The sequence below is a fragment of the Halobacteriovorax sp. RT-1-1 genome (assembly GCF_047085455.1).
Classification (GTDB): Bacteria; Bdellovibrionota; Bacteriovoracia; order Bacteriovoracales; family Bacteriovoracaceae; genus Halobacteriovorax_A.
This window is the reverse complement of the sequence record NZ_JBKIXZ010000002.1, coordinates 661,923-682,734: the sequence shown is the minus strand read 5'-3', so window position 1 is coordinate 682,734 and position 20,812 is coordinate 661,923. Positions and strand designations below refer to the sequence as shown.

Below are 20,812 nucleotides of genomic sequence, written 5' to 3'. Positions count from 1 at the left end.
AATTGGATTTGCCAATTATAGCCCTTCTAGCAGGAATTTCACTGCAAGGCTTTGTAAAATTATCGCTGCAATGATGCTAAAAACTGGCCCTAACTTATCAGAAGCACGTTTAGCAATGCTCATTCCCACGATTGTCGAACAAAATGCCCAAACTCCAATTGAAGTAATATACGGAGTTAAAACTTTACCCGATGCGCCAATTGTCACCCCAACAGCAAATGCGTCAAGGCTTGTGGCAAATGAGACGAGGATAACCTTTAACAGACTATGGAATTGTTTTGGCTTCTCTTCTTCATCACCATTCTTACCACTTAGCTCTTCATAGCCCTCATAGGCCATGTGTATAGCAACAGCTGTTAAGAGACCAAACGAAATCCAATGATCGATATAATCGAATTGAGCAATAACTTTCGCACCAGCGATAGCACCAATGAAAGCAACAAGAGCTTCAGCACCACCAGATGAGAACGCAAATTTCAGAGTATCGCTGAATTTATGAGGTCTTGCCCCCATTGCAACAGCAGCAGAAAAAGAGTCGGCACACAGAACAAGCCCAATAACTATAACTTCAAAATAATTAATCATAGAACCTTTATAATACGTAGAGCTATTACAGGCAATTATTAAAATACTATTCGATTTGTTAAATATTTACTATTGTCCTTATAGATGAAAATATTAATAGCACTGCTTATCTCAACCTTCTCGTTGGCAACAAATTCTTTTGTTGATGAAGTTGATACTTACTTTCAAAGTAATGAATTAACTAAAGTTCGAAATCAGTCTGAGTTTCAAATCGATAAGTGTCACACTCAATTAGAAAACCAAAACTCCTTTGGTGAGACTCTCCACTATTTCATAAAGGACTTATCATCAAAGAGATCAACGTTTCTTCACGTAAGCAGTATTTATAAGATGCCTACAAAGATGGAAGATCAAGAGCGAGTCGGACTTTTAAGTCATCCGCTATGTCCCGTAACAAAAGAATCTCTATTAAAGACGATTAAGAATATACCAGATGAGATGACGATTGAATTGGCCAATCGTTTTGCTCGTGAACATAATGAGCTTAGAGAGCAAGAAGATCGCGAAGAGCTTCAACAGCTATGGGGAAAATTCTTTGGCTGCCTTGCTTACACTGAAAGTTTAACGACAGCGGACTTCGCTGCGAGTGAGAAACTCGCAAAGAAATATGCTCCAAAAAATTACAAAAGACCTCAAGGGGTAAAATTCTATTACGATAAATGGCAGCCAAAAGTGAGTCGTTTAAATATTGGCCTCTATCAATTCACGCCAAACTATGGTGGAAATATAAAACCTTGTGTAGATTCATGGAATCATTATTATTCAAATGAAAGTTGTCAGATAAAGAATAAAAAGAAAGATGCGTTGATTAATGCTTTCGGTTCCACTACTCAGCATTTCAATGCTTATTGTGGAGTTCATAAAGTCATTGAAGCATTTTCAGTACAATTAAATACTTCAGAAAAAAGATTCACTCATCCACAAAATCAAGAAGGTGGAAAACTTAAGGGCGCAAGTGAAAGATGTGTCACTCCTCACTTCTATGCAGGTTGGTCATACAATCATTTTGGGCCACTACAGAACTCGACAAAGAATAATCTAAAGAAGCTTATGTCTTGTCTCTACAATTAAACACCAGTACAGCTTATAACAAGTTTACCTTTATCAAACTCAATTGACTTACGCCCTTCTACAGCTCCATCAAAAACGATAACTTCAGGAAGAATAGGTTCTACTTCAAACTTAGGCATTACTGAGTTTGCGAAGGGCTTTCCTTCTCTTAATTCAATGCGAAGGTACCCAGTTGAGATGACATAAGAGATCATATAATTGAAATGATTTCCCATCATCAAAGGAACTCCACCAGAGAGAATGCTATGCTTTACACCAGAAGCGGCACCTGAGTGGAGACGATTTAACTGATCAATATATGAAAAAGAACAAGATACATTATTGAAAGATGATTGCTCTTTTGCATCGACAACGAGAAGAGAGCTTAGATTATAAGTTCCTTCTTCAAGCCCTAATAGACCTAAGTATTCATGAAAAACGATCTTTAACTTTTCATGATCATTAAGTGACTCCCAACGCTGTTGATTAACGTGAATTTCTAAGGTCTCAGGAAAGTTCTTTGCAACAAAGCCACGCTCATTACGACAACGGTAATCACCGGCCCTTGAGCAAAGTTTATAATTCACAGAGAAGACTGCCGTCTTTTCAACAATTAAATCCAATAGATCAAGATTGATATCATCAAAGATACTATGCTTTGAGAAAAGAAGTGCCTGTTGCCCTTCAATTTGATCACGAAGCTTCGCTCCAATTTCAAAGAATTCAGCTGCGATATCATCACCACCATTTCCTTCTCTTCCAAGGCGCAATGCCTGATCAAGAATATTTTCGTCAATATTAAAATCTTCTGGACGATCTTTTAATATCTCTAAAACTTGAATTCTTTCTTCGATATTTTTCTTTAATAGAAAGCTCTTATTAATCTTTGTTTCTTGTAAATTAATCTCAGGCCTTGCAACCCTTAGACTTGCACGAATTTGTTTTGCCTTTTCGTTTGCTGAAGCAGAAAGCATCTGAGTTAGAAGAATCGATAAAATAATAAGTTTCATTTTCATAAGCTAAATCATATCGGCCAACTAAGAAATATTAGGCCCTTATGTAAAATATCTCCATGGTGTCCATATCTTAAGCAAATGCCAAGTTACTGATTTCACAGACTTTTATTATAGATTTTGTGACGATAACTTTATCTGGAACTTCCTTCAAAGATGCCTCATACTTATAGCTAATGGATTATTTAGAATTACTCACAAAAATACTTGAAGAAAAGAAATCAAAGAATAAACGCTTTTCAATGCGCTCCTTTGCTAATTACCTCGATATGGACCCAGGTCTTCTTTCTAAATACTTAAATGGTAAACGTGAAATTCCGGATGCCTTCATTGAATCAAGAGCTAAACTACTGGGAATTACAGAAGAAGAGCTTTCTAAGATTAAAAAAGAAGTAAGATCTAAAGAGGTTATAAAGTCATTTCGCCTAAAAAATCCAAAAGAAGAATATACTCGTGTCGATATGATTCACCAAGAGGTCATTAAGAATTGGCAGTATTACGCTATCCTCGAGCTAATGAAAGTTAAAGGCTTCGATCCAACAGCAAAGTGGATTGCGGGAGAGCTCCATACGACTGAAGAGTATGCACAAAGCCTAATTGATGACCTTGTTGAAGCAAAGTTGTTAGAAGTTCGTGATGATGGTGATTGGCTAGATCTTACGGAAGGAAGCTCTACTCATGCTCTTAGTGATGAAGATATCAATATGGCCAACAAAGAATCACAACGTCGTATTCTTGATCTTGCAAAGCTTGCCATTGACGAAGTCACTCCCGAGTTTCGTGAGCAATCATCAATGATGATGGCAACTAATAAGAAAAAAATTGAAGAGGCAAAGGTGCTGATTAGGGACTTCAGGCGTAAGCTTTGTGATTTTCTAGAAGACACAAATGAATATGATTCAATCTATCAGTTAAGTCTTTCACTTTTTCCGCTCAGTGGGAAAAAGAAGAAATAACTCCTTAAAATTATTAAAAGCTGTAGTATTTATATGATGACAATCGAGGGTCAACACATTGGCCCCTGCTCATATTGAGCGCAGTCCTCCTTTCGATTACATTGGCAAAAAACAAAAGGAGAACAACATGAAAACTTTAATTTTAATTGCAACATTAATCCTATCGATCCAATCATTTGCTGCCGGAAAAATCAAACATGAAACTTGTAATGTTGTGATGGCAAAAGGTCCTTATTACGGAACATTTGCAAATTATGATATGCCAAAAGATTACTTTGATAAATTTAGACAAGCTTTTGAAAGTAAGGGATATAATGTTGTCGATCAAATGAGCATCGGAACTTATCATGATCATCCATATGTTCATCAAAATGCTAATGATCAAAAGGCCCTAGCTTTCTTTTATCGTGCTACTTACCAAATCATCTCCGGAGATCTTAGAGGTGAAAGCTCAGATGACCACTTATGCCGTATGAGTGTGGAGCTTTATAAAAATAATTATAAAGTGATCTCTAAGGAAGTAACAACAAGTACTGAAGTAAGCTTATTTAAAAATCAGTACAGAAAATCAATTTGTAATAAAGTATTTAGAAATTTCAAAAAATCGATTCCAAAATGTGAGATCAAATAAAAAAGGGCCTCTAAGGCCCTCTTCTAATTAACTGTATTCTTATAATATTTGATACTACCCTTCATTCCAAAGATCAAATGACCTTGGTCGAGAATCAGAGAATCCGCAAAAACACTTTCATCCCCAAACTCAATGGAATTAATCACTTTCCCGTCATTTAGGCTAAGATAAGAAATTTTACCCTTGCGATCAGAGAAAATAAGCTTTTCACCGTCATACTTAACTGACGAATAGTTGTAGCCAATTTTCTTCTCACGACTGGCGTACTTCCACTCTAGTTTAGAAGTAATGCTATTCCACGCATAGACTCTTCCATCAAAGTCATTAAAGACAATAAGGTCATCAAAAACAATTGGCTTACCAATGACAGGAGAATCGATACTGATAGAACTAACTTGTTGGCCAATAGAATTTAAACAGACAAGTCCACCTAGTTCAGACTTAACGTGAAGCTCCCCCTGAATAAAGCAGATATTATCTCTTGTGGCCACTGGCCCATACCAACTTGAAAGTGGTAGTTCTTCTTTCCATAAAAGCTTTCCAGACTTTACATCTAGTTTGTAAGCATAAGGTCTTGCTTTACCAATATCCTCTTCAGGAACTCCACTTGCTACATAGACTGCATTATCCTTCACAAGAACAAAGGCATCCATGTGTCCACCTTTGTATTGCCAGATTAGCTCCATTGAATTTGGATCAATTGCATAAAGACCGTCACCACCAGCAGATTGAAAGAGGTAATCCTTCCCATCAATTTCTGTAATAACAGGAAAAATTTCAGTGTGACCTTTAGTTTGAAAAGAACCCACTACTTTCTTAGCAGTAGGATCAAATTTATAAACCCTCATATGATGAGAAGCGTGAAGACCTTCTCCAAAATATAGGTATCCTTTATAATAGACTGGAGTTGGAGACAGAAACTTCCCAAAGAAAATCTTATTTTTAATAGCACCAGAATTAATATCAATGACAAAGAGATTTCCCTCTTTTGAGCCAACAAATAACTCATCACCAACCACAACACCAGAAGCAAAAATTCCTTCTTCGACACTTTGTTGCCAAATCATTCCTTCCTGTGCTTTTAAAGGAGCTTTTGAAAAACTAGTATCTTTATTCACCAACTCCTGCACCAAAAGAGGCACTGGGCCATGCTTTAAGTATTGATATGCTTCCATCCCGCCATAAATAAGAACGTTAAAGATCATAGCAGAGATTAGAATCTTTGGTTTTAGTAAGACCTCAAGTAACTTCTTAGGGCCCTCGGCCTTTAACTTAATACCAAAAAGACCTGCAATAAATGTTGCAACGACAGTGATACCAGTACTTAGGAAAGCAAGAGGTAATAAAACAGTAGGAACAATTGAGTAACTAAAGTCACTACATAAATTATTGCATGAGTTTAATTGATCCAGTATTTCCATCAACGAAAACATCTTCTCCACCTTTAAATTTTAAATGACACTGTTTAATTCCACTTACTGCAGGGATTCCCATCTCTCTGGCCACAATTGCACAGTGAGATAAAACTCCTCCACGCTCAACTATTATTCCACTTGCCTTAGTAAAGACAGGTGTCCATCCTGGATCTGTTGACTGGGCCACAACAATTGCATTTTGAGGCCAATCAATTTCTTTCCAACTTGCAGGGTTACTAACCACCACGATCTTTCCTCTAACAACACCAGAAGAGAGCCCCTCACCAATGAGATCATTTGAGCTACTATCTTCTTTGCCATCAATGACGGCCTTAATTTCTTGCAAAGAAGTAACAGTTGAAAAATTAAAGTTCTTAAATAATGCTGCTCGCTCTTTTCTTTCTTTAATTAGCTCAAGCATTGATGATTCAAAACTTAATATTTCTTCTTTAGTAAGAAAGAAAATATCATTTTCATCTTCTAAATTAATCCTTCTTGCCTTTTCAAGAGCAAGAAAGCGTATATGAGCATAAGGTCTTAGAATGGCCATCTTCCACTTCTCTCTAAGCTCAAGTAATTGCTTTAAAATTTTCCATTCTTCTAAGATAAGAGTCTTCTTAAAAGACCTCATCCCCATAATTTCTTCTTCAACATCAATAAAGGAGTGAGAGTTTTTATCCTGTACATATTTTTCTAAGGGATAATCATAAAATGCATCATCACCTATTTCTGACCAGCGCTTAGCACTTAAATCTAATTCACCTGGTCCACGATGGCCGTAGCGAGCAAGAAAAAGGGGTCTGACATTAGGCTTTGCACAAGCTTTTTTGAAGTAAAGCCCCATATTGTATGTTTCAGAATTGATTCCCGCTCCAGACCACTTCTTAATCATTTGATCTGCTTCTTGCTCAGAATAAATACTTTTAAGAAGAGAAATCAATGTTTGAATTGTTGTTTCAGTTAGCGATATTAAAATGTACGGCCACTCTAAAGTTCGATTACTGAAAATTGTAATCTCTTTAGAAAGACGGCCATTAATATCTTCCTCACTCCAGTCTTTATAGATTGAAGGATCGTTCGGTCGCTTTGAAATTGTTGTAATCTCCAGCAGCTCTTTTGAAGCTTGATCAATAACTTCCTGACGATGAGTATTAATCGAGAGTCCAACCTTGAGCATACGCCACATTGTTTGTGGTGTGCTAAAAAGAACCTTTGGAGTTATTTTTGAGAAATGAAACTTTAAGTGTGGCCTTGGCATTGGTTCAATCGAATAAGGAATAGGTCCAAAGTACATCTGCCCAAGTTTGCTCAGATTGATATAATTTCGTCCAAAGACTTCATCCATAATGGATTCATTACCTTTAAAGCCAACATAGCCTAATTTACGAAGGGCCTTATCAAAGGCTTGATCTTTTTTAAATGACTCTGACCATATCTGAGTAGTTAAAGTCGTAGGAGAAACAGTCCATTCTGCAAATGTCTGGCCATCCCATACTGTATCATCAGAAAATGAGTGAGATAGTCTTTCAAGTTCATCATGGGCCAGTTTTTTAAGATTTGTAATTGAAGCCTTGGCAGTAATTGGCCTCGCTTGCAAAAGATAAACCTTACCTGCTTTATCAATTGCCCATTCAATATCAAAGTCATCTTGATATTTATCTTCCACAAGATTAGCGAAAGCAACAATCTCTTTTACTTGATCTTGAGTGATATGTTCACTCTGTGAATCTTCTTCACTTAGAATAATTGGAGTACGTTTACCAGAAACTAGGTCCTCACCGACTCCATCAATATATTCAAGCATCCAAGTTTTATACTTACCTCTTGGATCTTTAGAAAAGTAGACACCTGAATATGAAGGGTCAATCATACGCTGAACAACAACATTCATAGGAACTTCTTTATCAGATCCTAAAAAATGTTTTCGATAAGCTTTTGAGGACTCTTTATGAATAGAATTGAAACAATTTTCAATTGCGTGCTCAAGATCTGTATCGTTATTCACATATAAGAAAGTTGAGTTTTGACCTGCAAAACTATTCTCTTTTGAATCTTCACCCGTTGCTGAACTTCTGACAGCAAGTGAGTATTCTCCATCGCGAGCAAAGCTAAAAATTTCAGCTAATTCTTCTTTGGTTGGTAGAGCGTCTAAGATAATCCCATTAGGAACAACAATCCCCATTTGGGCCATCATTGCTAGCATATAGGCCTTGCCGCCAACTTCTTTCTTCTCTTCAGGGAGATCCTTAAAATAATACAACATAAACGCCTTCCTCTTCTTGATAAATTTATATCGTTTACGAGACAGTCATTACATGACAATCGTCACCTTTTGTCACATAAAATGCCAAAAATCAGGAAATTAGCGTCTTAATTATATCTGTTGAATCCTTAGGCCAAAAAGACGGTTCAGTTACGATGGCATTCTCATTGGATCTCTCAAACTTAACTTCATCATTAACTAAGCTCGGTATTAAATGAATTAACAATTCTTTAACATTCGAGACATTCTTATTAATGACATTTGTGATCTCCTCAAGAGAACATGCCTCATCTTTCCAGCAATCATAGTCCGTCACAAGAGCAACTGTTGCGTATGCCATCCCTGCTTCCTTTGCAAGATAGCTTTCAGGAACATTCGTCATGCCGATAACACTTGCACCAAAGCTGCGAAAAAGCTCAGACTCTGCTCGTGATGAATATTGTGGCCCTTCAATACAAATATAGCTTCCACCAAAGTGAAATTTTGTTTCGATCTTATCTGCTAATGTTTTAATTCGCTCAACAAGCCCCATTTCAATTGGCCCAGCAACAGAAACATGCCCCACAATACCATTTTCAAAGAAAGACCTTTTACGTAGTCCTTTAGTCCAATCAATGAATTGATCAGGAAGAAAGAAGTCACCAGGAGCAACTTCTTCTTTTAAAGAACCTACTGCAGATATAGAAATAACATGTGTAACGCCAAGTGATTTTAGCGCGTAAATATTTGCACGATAATTAATATCAGAAGGACTAATATGATGTCCTTTCCCATGGCGTGTAATAAAGTAGAATTCACTCCCATTGATTCTCAAATGATCAACATGACTACTTGGCATGCCAAAAGGAGTTTCAATATTTAATGATTCGACTTGTTCCATAAGGTCAAGATCATAAACACCACTTCCACCAATTACACCTATTTTCATATTACCTACTTATAAAACACTGCTAAGAATTGATTGTACTCACGACCGTTCTTTGTACGTGAATTAATTGTTTCGATCTTTACATTTAGATTTGCTTTATCTGCCCATGAAACGATTTCATCATTAGAAAATCCGAAATGTTTGACACCCATCCCTTTAGGGTCTGGATGAAAGCTTCCATCTTCTGATTCAAGATCAACGATGGCCATCTGACCACCTTCATTTAACATGGCAGCAAGTTTTGCAGTCATTTTTGCTGGCGAATCGAGATGATGAAATGTCATTGAGCTAATAATTAGATCAAATTTTTTATCAAGCTCTTGATTTTCTAAATCAATATTAATCGAATTAATATGATCAAAGTCACTCGATTTTTTATCAAATACCTCTAACATTCCTGTCGAAGTATCAACACCTGTAATACTTTTTGCATCATCAATGAACTCAAGACCAAAGAGACCAGTTCCACAACCAAAGTCAAGAAGGTCAACTTTTTGAGTCAGTTTCAGACGTTCTCTAGTTTTCTCTGCAAGTGTTTGCATTAGGGCAATCTTATCTTCAGAGTCCCAAGTGTTGGCCGCATGATTAAAATGTGACATATTTTTTCTCCATAAATGACTAATTTCTAAACGTTATAATATCTAATCAAAAAACATGTTAAAAGTCATATTTTTTCATCCTGTTCACCTTAAGATAAAGCTAAGAAAAAAAACATAAATGGTCGATAATATGGACATGAGGATGAGGCTCTTACTGCTATTTACAGGTATTATTTCAATAAATACTTCAGTGCAAAGTAGCTCGTCCATAGAGTCTCACCAAGAATATGAAATAGCGGCCTGCCAAAGAATCACTTCAAATAATCATAACGATGAATACTATATTGGATGCGAAAATGGACGTATCAATTACTTTGATAATTTAACCTCACTGTCTAAGACTGCAAGTGCAATAGAAAGAAGTATTTATGAAGACAACATTCTAAGTGAACTTAAAGAATATACCATTAGTGAGCTAAAGAGAAACAAATCATACTTAGAGAAACTAAGAGAATGCTTACACAATTCTCGTCCGGAATGTCTTAAGATTAGAGAGACAATACTTAAGACAATTAGAACGGAAATTCCAAAACTAAGAGCAACCATGTCCATGATGGTTCCACCACCTAATTATCAAGGGATGATGCCAACACTTTATAATGCTTCAATAAAGCATAAGTTTCAAAATAAAGATTTGAAATCTCTTACTAAAGACGAGAAATTAAAAATTGAAGAAGAAGCAAACGCGATAAAACATCACTTTACACAAAGCTGGTTCAAAGAAAATGCTGATAAGAATAAGTGTATTGAACAAATATCTCCTACTTCATATCGCTTTATCCCCTCAAAGGGGCGATACACTTGTGAGTCCTTTCATCAAAATAAACTCACTAAAGCAGTGAAAAATAAAATGTCAAAGTACCGTGATCAGTTAAAAAGTGAATATCACGAAAAATTAGCAAAAAACCCAATACTCGCACATATCGATCTTAGAGGTAACGAAGACAACAAAGAGATACTTAATGAAGTTACAAAAGTAATTTCAAAGTTGAGTGAGCAAACGAAACAATCAATTGATAAGCTTACACAACAAGATAAAGAGGATGATGTAACGTTAATTCGAAATGATAATATCCTAAACTCATTTATAAAAAATCGTGGTGCGACGAAAGTTTTGTGCGATATTTCGCAAGACTTGAAGGATCAAGAAGACTTCAATGAGATAAAAACAGACCTTGCTCTTGCTGGTGCTGCCTTAATAGGCGGTGGAATTTGTGCCTTCACGGCCGGTGTTGGATGTATTATTGGAGTTGGTATTGCTTCCGAAACGATTGGGATAAGTATTGCGCAAAATCGTTATGAAGATGCGGCATTAGCATTCAATTCAGGTTTAACAACCGTCAGACAATATGAAGATCGAAAATTTGAAAGAGATTTCACCCTTCTACTTGCCCCTCTTTCAGTAACAGGAGAACTCGTAGGTAGCGGCGTAAAAGTTGCAACAAAAGCAATTCGCTACACTCCTTCAGGCACAGGTATCGATTATGACTTAAATGGAATAAGGAAAAGAGACCTCTATCGTCAGTCTGTATTTAATGACCCAAGTTATAAAATAACATCTAAGACAGACTTTATCACAAAGTATGAAAACTATGTCCTTACAGGAGTAGAGCTGAACGGACGTTGGATTAAAAATGCCAGCGCAACAAATGCATCTCTCTATTTAGATATTGAAAATTCAGCACTTAAAAGACTTAATGATACGATTGGAGATAAAAGTCTTGTCACAGCTCTAACAAATGCACATAAAACTATTGTTGCAACTAAAATAAATGAGCTTTTAAAGAAGTACCCAAATATTGATATTGAAGTATATTCGGACTTCAAGTCGATGCGTTTTGCATTTGCACCAAAAGAACTATCAAGTGATATTAAAGCAAAACTAACTAAAGAATTAAATAGCGTCTACCAAGAAGCAAATAGTGAATTTGCCAACATGGTAAAGACAATGGAAGGAATACCAGCAAATGAAAACATAAGGGGTTGGTTTCAGGCCGGCATTGGAGAAACTGCAGACGAAGCAGGACAGGCAGCAAAGAGAAGTCGCTCAATAGATCGTTCAGGACAGATTGCAAATTTTCAAAAAGTAAAATTCACAATAGAGGAAGAAGTTAAGAATATCACTAAGTACAATACTAAACTCAATACAAACCATCCACTATCTAGAGTAGGACTTATTGAGAAGGTTGGGCAATCACAAAACTATATTCCAACACTTGAAGTATTTGAGGTTGCAAGAAAAATAACTGGTCCACTAAATGGCCATGGCGAAACACTGGCAAATGAACTCAATCGTCGCTTTGGAAGCAAGCTATCAATCCAAGATGGCCAAGATCTTATGAATTACATCAGAAATCTCGATTCTTTAACTCCTGGACTTTGGTTAAAGCAACGAGTAAACGCAAACCTTAACACAGCAAATTTTGGTGGCATGTCAGGTGATATCACAGGAATGGGTGCAAGAAATATACGTCAAGTTGCACTTGATATATTGAGAACTGAAAACCAATCCCCTAGGGATATCATTAAAGCAACGAGAGCAGGTGAACAACAGGTTACAGCTACATTTGATCAGATTAAAACTAAATTTAACCAAATCGTAAAAGATGTCTTAGATGAAAGACAAATTGAATATTTTGACGCTTGCAGTGGTGACGATTGTGTCATGATACCTTCAAAACAACTAACAGCTAAGGATGAGATTGCACTTGTTAGTCGGTTTTCTGCCCAAGAAAATCCATCGCAATATCGACTAAGCTTTATTCCATCAGGTGTAAAACAAAGTGAACGTACAAATTTGGCCGTCCACGGTGAATTAGTTGAAAAGCATCTTAGAAAGATTTTAACAGGTATTGGAGATGGAAAAATTCCTCACTCAAAGCTTAAGAACCTTACGATAGCTACTAAAATGCCATCTCAAATCAATAAGGGAAAAATAGATCTTATTATAGGTGTAAAAGAGCGACTTGAATTTACAAGACAAGAACAACTCCTCATCCAAAAAGCATTGAACGACTCTGTTGAGAAGGTAAATAAAGACCTAGATAGAGAAACACAGAAGAATACGAGTAACTATAGTGCAGGTGCCTTGGCCTGGATATAATTACTTTAGGAGGTCTCTCTTTAAATCTGAATCCACAGGATATTCACCAATCCATGGAGCGTGGGCCAATGAATAAAGTTTCTTATCATCTTTTTTCTCTAGAATAACTTTTTCATTTTTTTTAATAATTACATCGTCACCATTAATCTTATAGATAGATATAATATCCCCTTCTGTTACATCGACACTACTTTCGACAAGATCCTTAAGTTGCTTATCAACATCTTTGTAGTTCTTTAAAGATTCTCTCCACCCCTTTTGAGATAAAGACTTATCAATGTCTCGCAAATACTTAATCTTTATTAGCTCTACCTTTTTATCAACACTTGTTAAATAAGACACCTCATAGACATCCCAAACAAAATAGGAAAGTACGCCTTTCCCAACTAAGCGTAAATCATTACTGACAGCACTTGCATACAAGGAAAGAACTCCAAGCAATAAAAGTTTACTAATTAATCTATTCATAGCTCACCACCTTTGCCTTTTTCAAAAACTTAAGAGCAATAAAAGTGAAATCAAACTCAAATTTCTTATCTGCAAAATTCAAGCTATGCTCGTTTGCATGATGATTATTTTGATACAGCTCCCCCATCATAAGAAAATCAATTATAAGTGTATTCTTTGAATGATCATCGAGATCATGATTACGATACCCATATTTATGACCACACCAGTTCACAATAGCACCATGAATAGGACCTAAAAAGCTATGGATAGGAACAAGTAATAGATACCAATATGAATCAGTGAATAATAAATACATGAGCGCATATAACACGACAAAGAGCAACCTGACGAATACGGAATCGGCAATAGCAACAACACTAGGATACCTCTCTTCTTGTGTCTCTGCGCTCATGTACTCTCTATAAGTTTGTAACATCATAGAGATAATATTTTTACTAACAACAGGAGAATGCGGGTCTCCAATTTCATCTGAATGCTTGTGATGATTTAAATGCAAAGTACGGTAATGCTGTGGACGAAGAAAGCTTGGACCTTGCGAGAGAATCGTCAAGATTAAGAAAAACTTATCCCATGCAGGAGTTAGCTTACAAAGGCCATGCGAAATATAGCGATGTAAATAGAAAGACTGACAAAACAGCGATAAGTACCAATGTATAACTAAAAAGCTTATTGCAAAAACCATTACTTTCTCCGTCGAATTCGACTACTTCTTTTCAAATAGGAAGTGTCCTACAAACCACTCTTCACCATTGTCATAACCAAAAAGCTCCGCGCATGAAGCAAAGAAAATTTTCCAACGATGAAACCAAATATTTGCCTGATCTTCACCGTATGTATTGGCCATGACTTTCATAATTTCACTGCGCTTTTTTTCCATATTCAGAAACCACTGCTCAGAAGTTTCTTGATAATTAGCGCCATTAACTTTCCATTTTTCAACTAATTTAAAGCTATCCTGAACCTTTTCAAAAAGATCAAAACTTGGCATAACACCACCAGTAAAGAAGTAGCGGCCCATCCAATTGTCTTCACCTTGTGTTTCAAAGAAATAAGAAGCATCTTTATGACAGAAGATATGGATAAATAATCTTCCGTCATCTTTTAGCCAGGACGCGACTTTCTTAAATAACGAATTATAATTTCTCATATGTTCGAACATTTCAATTGAGACAATTCGATCAAACTTATTTTCGATATTAAAATCATTTATGTCGCAAGTTTTAATCTCTAAATTATTTAATGAACGCTCTTTAATACGCTCTTCAATAAACTCTCTTTGTCCATTTGAATTTGAGATAGCTGTAATTTTTGAGTTTGGGAATTTTCTTGCAAGAAAAAGACTCAGAGAACCCCACCCACAACCAAGCTCCAGAATGTCCATTCCATCGACAATTTGCGCTCTTTCACAATACTTTTCAAGCATCGCACTCTCTGCCTCATCAAGTGATGTTATTCCATTATCAAATAATGCACTTGAGTACTTAAGATTAGCACCTAGAACTAATTTAAAAAATTCAGGAGGTAGCTCATAATGTTGTTCATTTGCTTTATCAACGTCCTCGGCAATTAGTGATTTATTAAAGTCATTTATAATTCCAGACTTGTGAAATTCTAAATTTTTATTAATCTCATCCTTTCTTTGCTTAATGAGCTTTCTAATCCCCATTCTAATTAATGGATCAGGTATATAACCTCTTTCTGCGGCATTCATTAATATAGACATCTTATCCTCCTAAGATCTGTATAGTGGTTTTCCAAATACTAAGTGAGAAACACCAATGGCCCTTTCACTAAATCCGCCAATGCAATATGAAAAATAAAAGTTCCAAAGTCTTTTAAATTGTTCATCCTCACCGAGCTTTGGAATTTTATAAGTTTCGTGATTAAAACGATTTTGCCATTCTTCAAGTGTTCGTACATAATCCTGAGCAAAGTCAATTTGAGAGTATAAACGTAAATCAGTTACTTTCTTTGCAGAACCTAAGACCGCATGAATTGAAGGTATAAAGCTTCCAGGAAAAATAAATTTCTTAATAAAATCTAATTCTTTCACTGCACGATCATATTCTTGGTCATTAATCGTAATAATTTGTAAAAGGGCAAGACCATCTTCCTTTAATACATCTGATATTTTTTGAATATAAGTGTTCAAGAACTTCTCACCAACTGCTTCAATCATCTCAATAGAAACAACTCGATCATACTTACCTTCTAAGAGACGATAATCCTTTTTTAAAAGTGTAATTCGATCCTCAAGACCTGCTGCTTTAATCCTTCTTTCTGCTTCAATATATTGATTTTCCGAAATCGTTGTTGTTGTTACATGGCAGTCATATGCTTGGGCCAGATGAATGGCAAGTGCACCCCAACCCGTACCAATTTCAAGAATATGATCACCTGCTCTAATATTGAGTCTTTCACCGATAGTTTTAAGCTTATACTGCTGGGCCTCTTCTAGCGTTGAATTTTCATTTGCAAAAATTGCACTTGAATACATCATCGAGTCATCGAGAAAGTGCTTAAATAATTCGTCAGGTAAATCATAATGGGCCTCAATATTCTTTTTTGAACCATCAATTGTATTTCTGTTTTGCCAATACTCAATAAAACGAGCTGGCTTTAAAAGGTTTACAAACCCTGCATCCATTTCACTTAAAAGTGTCTTATTAATAGCAAAAGCTCTCATGACATTACTTAAATTCGGTGTATCCCACTTCTTTAAGATATAGGATTCTGCTGCTCCAATTGAGCCTTTGATAAAAATATCTGTGAAGAAAGTTTGGTCATGAATGATCATTTCAGCACTAATTCGTTGCTCTCCTCGACCTAGGATATGTTTTTCATCGCCAACATATATCGTTAGACGAACATTTTCTAGTAAGGCCAATTTCTTTATAATCCCATCTCGAAGAGTTCTAAGAAGAATACCTGGCCTTTGATCCTTATTGAGCAATTGTGATTTCTCTATTGTTTTTATATCTGGTTTCATAACTACTCCTTTATATTCGCTTGTGAAAATAGACTTCTTCGACTATCTGGATTTGGGTGATCATAAAAAGGAATTCCTTTTACCCACAACTTGAATGCTTGAAAATATATTCCTAAAACTACCTTCACTGTCATAAATGGAAATTTTAGTAACATTCTATTGAGAGATTTTTTTGATGCCTGTACTTTCTTAAGATTCATGCTTGCGAAGAAAGCACTTTCATCCTTATCAAATGTATCCATTTTGATTTTCAAAACTTCACTAGGAAGAGAAAAACTCCACTGATATGCAAGAGACATTGGAAAAAATGGTGAGACATGAAATTCTTTCTTGAAAGCAGCTTCAATGTCATTTACGGAAAGACTTTTTCTTGCATCCACAACATAGCAAAACCTTTCACCCCATGGAGTATTTTCAATCTCGGCCATGATCGCTTCAATCTCATTGTTCTTATTAAAGCAGTAGTAGAATGTTACAGGATTAAAGCAATGGCCAAAGTACCTTAGGCTAGTCAACATTCTAACTGGGCCATCAGTGTTGCGCCCTAGATGTTTTGCAACAGTATTTAATACTTCGTCCTTAAGGTCCTTACTTGTATCACCGTGATAGTCACTTCTTTTAAAATAGCAAAGGTTACGTTTAAGATATGACCAAAAGCGTGACATAGAAAAAAAATTTTCAATCTCATCTAGATCTAAATAAACGAGAAAAAGATTATATTTAAAGTAATGTTTCTTTGGTAAGGAGCGAGAATGCACGACACTGCCTTGATAAAGACATGAGTTCATAACTCCTCCAATTTCTCGATAACTCTTAATGCACTAAAGACACCATCTTCATGGAATCCATTTCTCCAATAGGCACCACAATAATGTGTGCGATTATGCCCACTAATCTCGTGCCATTTGGCCTGCGCCCTCATCCCGTCGAGAGTAAATAAGGGGTGCATATAATTTAGTTCTTTTAGAATTGCTTCATTCTTAATTGGTCGATATGGATTTAAGGTAACATTGAAATTCTTATGAAAATTTATTCCTTGTAGAATATTCATATTGTAAGTCACAGTGGAGCCAACAGACTTTTCAACAGGTAATTGATAGTTCCATGCCGCTACTGCAAGAGATCTCTTAGGTAGAAAACTGTCGTCAGTATGCAAGAATGTTGGATTCGCAACATAAGGAATTGCAGAAAGTAACTCAGCTTCTTTCTCTGAAGGATCAGCTAATAACTTTAATGCTGTATCAGAATGTGTTGCAATGATAACTTGATCGAAGCTTTCACGTCCTATATTGGTTTCAATAATTACTTGACCTTGCTCACGAGTAATACTTTTCACTGGAGTGTTTAGCCTTACTGAATCCTTAAAATGGGCCAGCATTTTCTTTATATAAGAATTTGAGCCACCATCAATGACATACCATTGAGGTCTATCATCAACTTCTAAAAAACCATGGTTTTCAAAGAAACGTAAAACAAATTTTGCAGGAAAGCGCCAAACATCAATAGGGTCAGTCGACCACACGGCGGCCATCATTGGTACGATATAATATTCAATGACACTCTTCTTTACACCTCTTGTTTCAAAGAAATGAGAAAGGGAAATATCGCCAGAATCATTAGACAAGAATTCCTTGGCCTTCTTATTAAAGTCAATAATTCCATTAATCATCGAATAAAACCAAGGTCTAAAGAGATTTCTTCTTTGAGCAAATAAAGTATTTAGTGTCGTTCCATTATATTCCAGCCCAGTCTTGTCGCAATGAACACTAAAGCTCATGGTTGTAGGCTTATAAGCGACATCAAGCTCTTCCATTAGGCGCAAGAAATTAGGATAAGTCTTCTTATTAAAAACAATAAAGCCGGTATCTATTCTAAACTCTTCTCCTTCATAATCAATTTCATGTGTATGAGTGTGACCACCAAGATAATCATTGGCCTCAAATAGCGTTATATCGTTCTTTTTCGAAAGTTTATAGGCACATGTAAGCCCAGAAATACCAGAGCCAATAATTGCAATTCTCATTACTGCCCCTTTAGCCTATTTTTGATGTACTTTATAAGTGAACCTAGTACTGGTATATGCTGATAGATAAATTCACCCATATCAAAATAGTCTCGATGATAACTAACTAGTCCATCATCATTAAATTTAATAACAGAGTTTCCATGTAAGATAACTGGTTTACCAGAGTTCAAATTAGGAGTAGTTAGAATCATCTTCCAAACTGCAACATGATGATTACCATTTGAAATAATTTCAGAAAATTCGAAACGAATGTCTTCAACTCCCTGATAAATTCCCTGATAGTAAGCCTTTACCTCTTTAAGCCCTTTATGTTCTCCTATTGGGTCAATGAAGAGAGTTTTTTGGGCATAAAAGCCATCAAGAATATCAATATTATCTGCTCTTAGCTCATTAAATACCTTTTCAATTCTCTGTGCTTGTTGATTTTGAGTATTTAGACCTTGCGCTCTTAATTCCTTCACTGTAACTCCTCCAATTAAACAAACGATTAAGGCTACTTTTACAACTTTCTTTGGAAACCATATTAAGAAGCGATTTGTTCTTAATTGATAATCTCGATAACGTTCACCTTTAGTCTTCAATGACGACTCCTCCGCTGGAGGAACCCCTGTTACACAAGTAATTAGGTAGAGCATGATAATATATGGGACGAAGCCGGCAAGAGAGATGGGGCGGCTCAGATCTAGTCCATAAATCCCATACGATAACCAGATTAATGTTTCAAAGAAGTAATTCGGATGACGAGAGTACTTCCATAATCCGATATCACAAACTTTACCTTTATTATCCTTATTGGATACAAAACGTTTTAGTTGGCCATCTGCTATTAGCTCTCCAATAAGAGCGCCAGCAAAAAGAAGTATTGCCACAAGATTAAAAATTGTAATCTCCCCTGGCCCTAAAAGAAACAGAGGAGCCGATAAGATCACTGTTAAAACGCCCTCTGCGACAAAGAGTCCATAGAGATAGACACCATACATGACCTTCCACTTTTTCTTTAAATTTAAATAGCGGCTATCTTCCCCCGTTTTTCTAATTCTTTGAAATAAATGTGAACTTAAGCGAAGAGACCAAAATGTATAAAGTAGACATAGTATTAGAGCATTGGCCGATTCTGCTAATTGCGGTCGAGAAAATAATAGTGTGCCAACAACGATCAGAAAACTTGAGCTCCAGTAAAAGTCTAAATATGAGAATATTTTAATATTCAAAGAAATGAACCACCCTATCGTGAAATATAGAAGCACTAAAAATAGAATAAGCATGATTAGTTCAAACACGGTCGATCCTTTATTTGTCTTATGCTTATAGGTACGGCGGATCAAAGAGAATGGATCACTTCCTGAAAAAAAAAGTCATTTCTGCCACTATTATTAGCTACTTATAATTATTTTTTTTTTTGCTGTGATCCAAATATGAGAGTTTGACGTATCAAGTAATATGAAGGCATTTAGTGCAGCAAATGACTTACTAAGTAACACGTGCATAAATTATGCTACAATAATTCCTATTATTGGGAGAGCAGAAAAAGTGCAGTTAAGTCTTATCGATATAGAGCATTTGCTTATGCAAATTGCGAATGAGAAATCAAAGGAAGCTTTTAAAAAGCTTTTTGATTTCTATTATCCAAAAATAATTGGATATGGAATTAAGGGAGGACTTTCTAAGGAGCAAGCTGCCGACATGGCCCAAGAGGTCATGCTTAAAATATGGAAGAATGCCCAACTTTACAATAATGAAAAAGGAAATATTAATACTTGGGTTTATGCGATTGTGAGAAATCAAAAGTACGATATGCTCAGAAAACAAAGTCGTGACCCCTTAAGTATTATTGGTGCTGATGATATTTTTGATGATGAACATCTTCTGCAGCAAGAAGATGAAGACTACAATAGTGAAGATATCTATCACCTAGCATATACAAAAGAAATGATAACTAAACTTTCAAGTGAACAACAGGAAGTCCTTAATGGAGTTTACCAACAAGGATTAACGCAAAAAGAATATGCCGATCAAGAGAAGCTCCCTCTAGGAACCGTTAAGTCCCGTATTCGCTTGGCCATTAAAAACTTAAAGATTATATTGGAGGAAAAGTGAGAAAACTTTATCATCCAGGCATTGATTTAATAAAAAAATATGAATCTGGTGAACTAGATGCCGGACTAGGTCTTCTAGTAAAGACTCATTTAAATGGATGTGAAGCATGTCGTATGCAAGCAGCCTCTGAGCTTGAAAAACAAGCAGATGAATTCTTTCACTCAAGTTCACATGTCAAATTAACTCAAGAAGATAGTGATGACATTTTCAATAATTTATTTAACAGTATTGAAGCCTCTGAACCGAAGCTTAAGAAACCTGCACCAGGGCCTTCGAAGATAAGCTTTCACAATAAGGTCTTCACATTACCAGACACTCTCTCTTTTATTTCCGATAAGGAAATTCACTGGAAAGAGTTCGGACAAAATAGCGCCGTTGCACAAGTTACTTCAGGCAAGGCCGGTGGTCTATTCTTTATCTACCTTGGGCCAGGGGAAACAATTCCTAAACACGGTCACCATGGCAGAGAGTATAGCTATGTTCTTGACGGTTACTATAGCAGTGATGGCCACAAGCTTGAAACTGGAGATTTCTCTACATTTGAAGAATCTGATACTCATGAACCATCGACAACAAGTGAAGATGGCTGCTTGGTAATATCTTGGGTTGAAAATCGTTTGAACTTTCTCCACGGAGTTTTTGCGCCGCTAAATCGACTTCTCTGGTGGTACTTAAAGCGTTCATAG

19 protein-coding genes are annotated in these 20,812 nt (G+C 36.1%); 6 read left to right on the top strand and 13 right to left on the bottom strand.

Annotation, left to right across the window (positions count from 1 at the left end):
* Window positions 1–15 precede the first annotated feature (15 nt).
* Window positions 16–585: a manganese efflux pump MntP family protein gene (locus ACMAWV_RS13660; RefSeq protein WP_412470184.1), complete on the bottom strand. Its 570-nt coding sequence runs from the start codon at window positions 583–585 to the stop codon at window positions 16–18.
* An 84-nt stretch (window positions 586–669) separates the two neighbouring features.
* Here ACMAWV_RS13660 and ACMAWV_RS13655 point away from each other — a divergent pair, with 84 nt between their 5' ends.
* Complete coding sequence (locus tag ACMAWV_RS13655; RefSeq protein WP_412470185.1) at window positions 670–1,656, top strand: hypothetical protein; 987 nt, start codon at window positions 670–672, stop codon at window positions 1,654–1,656.
* On the opposite strand, the gene ACMAWV_RS13650 is transcribed toward ACMAWV_RS13655, so the two are convergent.
* Entirely contained in the window at window positions 1,653–2,651 is a 999-nt protein-coding gene (locus ACMAWV_RS13650) for a hypothetical protein (RefSeq protein ID WP_412463236.1), read from the bottom strand. The genes ACMAWV_RS13655 and ACMAWV_RS13650 overlap by 4 nt on opposite strands.
* A gap of 173 nt (window positions 2,652–2,824) precedes the next feature.
* Here ACMAWV_RS13650 and ACMAWV_RS13645 point away from each other — a divergent pair, with 173 nt between their 5' ends.
* Window positions 2,825–3,604 carry a TIGR02147 family protein gene (locus ACMAWV_RS13645; RefSeq protein WP_412463237.1) on the top strand — a complete coding sequence of 260 codons (780 nt, stop codon included), beginning with the start codon at window positions 2,825–2,827 and terminating at the stop codon, window positions 3,602–3,604.
* Window positions 3,605–3,731: 127 nt separating this feature from the next.
* Window positions 3,732–4,235 (top strand): hypothetical protein, encoded by a 504-nt coding sequence (locus ACMAWV_RS13640; RefSeq protein WP_412463238.1) that lies wholly within the window; start codon window positions 3,732–3,734, stop codon window positions 4,233–4,235.
* Window positions 4,236–4,258: 23 nt separating this feature from the next.
* Here the strand turns inward: ACMAWV_RS13640 and ACMAWV_RS13635 are convergent, their stop codons facing one another.
* The 4 genes from ACMAWV_RS13635 to ACMAWV_RS13620 form a co-directional block, all read right to left on the bottom strand.
* The gene (locus ACMAWV_RS13635; protein ID WP_412470186.1) at window positions 4,259–5,668 is read right to left on the bottom strand and encodes a PQQ-binding-like beta-propeller repeat protein; all 1,410 of its coding nucleotides are present in this window, start codon (window positions 5,666–5,668) and stop codon (window positions 4,259–4,261) included.
* The gene (locus ACMAWV_RS13630; protein WP_103218205.1) at window positions 5,622–7,913 is read right to left on the bottom strand and encodes a PEP/pyruvate-binding domain-containing protein; all 2,292 of its coding nucleotides are present in this window, start codon (window positions 7,911–7,913) and stop codon (window positions 5,622–5,624) included. The genes ACMAWV_RS13635 and ACMAWV_RS13630 overlap by 47 nt, the downstream gene beginning before the upstream one ends.
* A 91-nt stretch (window positions 7,914–8,004) precedes the next feature.
* The gene (gene mtnP, locus ACMAWV_RS13625) at window positions 8,005–8,841 is read right to left on the bottom strand and encodes an S-methyl-5'-thioadenosine phosphorylase (protein WP_103218206.1); all 837 of its coding nucleotides are present in this window, start codon (window positions 8,839–8,841) and stop codon (window positions 8,005–8,007) included.
* A gap of 5 nt (window positions 8,842–8,846) precedes the next feature.
* Window positions 8,847–9,440 carry a class I SAM-dependent DNA methyltransferase gene (locus tag ACMAWV_RS13620; RefSeq protein WP_103218207.1) on the bottom strand — a complete coding sequence of 198 codons (594 nt, stop codon included), beginning with the start codon at window positions 9,438–9,440 and terminating at the stop codon, window positions 8,847–8,849.
* Between the two features lie 118 nt (window positions 9,441–9,558).
* Here ACMAWV_RS13620 and ACMAWV_RS13615 point away from each other — a divergent pair, with 118 nt between their 5' ends.
* Window positions 9,559–12,543 (top strand): hypothetical protein, encoded by a 2,985-nt coding sequence (locus ACMAWV_RS13615; protein WP_412475801.1) that lies wholly within the window; start codon window positions 9,559–9,561, stop codon window positions 12,541–12,543.
* Here the strand turns inward: ACMAWV_RS13615 and ACMAWV_RS13610 are convergent, their stop codons facing one another.
* The 7 genes from ACMAWV_RS13610 to ACMAWV_RS13580 are packed head-to-tail and all read right to left on the bottom strand — an operon-like array spanning window position 12,544 to window position 19,240.
* Window positions 12,544–13,011, bottom strand: coding sequence for a chalcone isomerase family protein (locus ACMAWV_RS13610; protein WP_392992712.1), 468 nt, complete (start codon window positions 13,009–13,011; stop codon window positions 12,544–12,546).
* Window positions 13,004–13,696: a fatty acid desaturase gene (locus ACMAWV_RS13605; RefSeq protein ID WP_392992714.1), complete on the bottom strand. Its 693-nt coding sequence runs from the start codon at window positions 13,694–13,696 to the stop codon at window positions 13,004–13,006. The genes ACMAWV_RS13610 and ACMAWV_RS13605 overlap by 8 nt, the downstream gene beginning before the upstream one ends.
* Before the next feature lie 21 nt (window positions 13,697–13,717).
* Window positions 13,718–14,737 carry an SAM-dependent methyltransferase gene (locus ACMAWV_RS13600; protein ID WP_103218211.1) on the bottom strand — a complete coding sequence of 340 codons (1,020 nt, stop codon included), beginning with the start codon at window positions 14,735–14,737 and terminating at the stop codon, window positions 13,718–13,720.
* 9 nt (window positions 14,738–14,746) lie between these two features.
* Entirely contained in the window at window positions 14,747–16,003 is a 1,257-nt protein-coding gene (locus ACMAWV_RS13595) for an SAM-dependent methyltransferase (protein ID WP_103218212.1), read from the bottom strand.
* Between the two features lie 2 nt (window positions 16,004–16,005).
* Window positions 16,006–16,791: a DUF1365 domain-containing protein gene (locus ACMAWV_RS13590; RefSeq protein ID WP_412470188.1), complete on the bottom strand. Its 786-nt coding sequence runs from the start codon at window positions 16,789–16,791 to the stop codon at window positions 16,006–16,008.
* Window positions 16,788–18,026, bottom strand: a complete 1,239-nt coding sequence (locus tag ACMAWV_RS13585; protein WP_412470189.1) for an NAD(P)/FAD-dependent oxidoreductase — start codon at window positions 18,024–18,026, stop codon at window positions 16,788–16,790. Before ACMAWV_RS13585 ends, ACMAWV_RS13590 begins: the two co-directional genes overlap by 4 nt.
* The gene (locus tag ACMAWV_RS13580; protein WP_412470190.1) at window positions 18,026–19,240 is read right to left on the bottom strand and encodes a DUF1295 domain-containing protein; all 1,215 of its coding nucleotides are present in this window, start codon (window positions 19,238–19,240) and stop codon (window positions 18,026–18,028) included. Before ACMAWV_RS13580 ends, ACMAWV_RS13585 begins: the two co-directional genes overlap by 1 nt.
* Before the next feature lie 355 nt (window positions 19,241–19,595).
* Between ACMAWV_RS13580 and ACMAWV_RS13575 the strand changes: the two genes are divergently transcribed.
* Complete coding sequence (locus tag ACMAWV_RS13575; protein ID WP_158246884.1) at window positions 19,596–20,126, top strand: sigma-70 family RNA polymerase sigma factor; 531 nt, start codon at window positions 19,596–19,598, stop codon at window positions 20,124–20,126.
* Window positions 20,123–20,812 carry a cupin domain-containing protein gene (locus ACMAWV_RS13570; protein WP_412470191.1) on the top strand — a complete coding sequence of 230 codons (690 nt, stop codon included), beginning with the start codon at window positions 20,123–20,125 and terminating at the stop codon, window positions 20,810–20,812. The genes ACMAWV_RS13575 and ACMAWV_RS13570 overlap by 4 nt, the downstream gene beginning before the upstream one ends.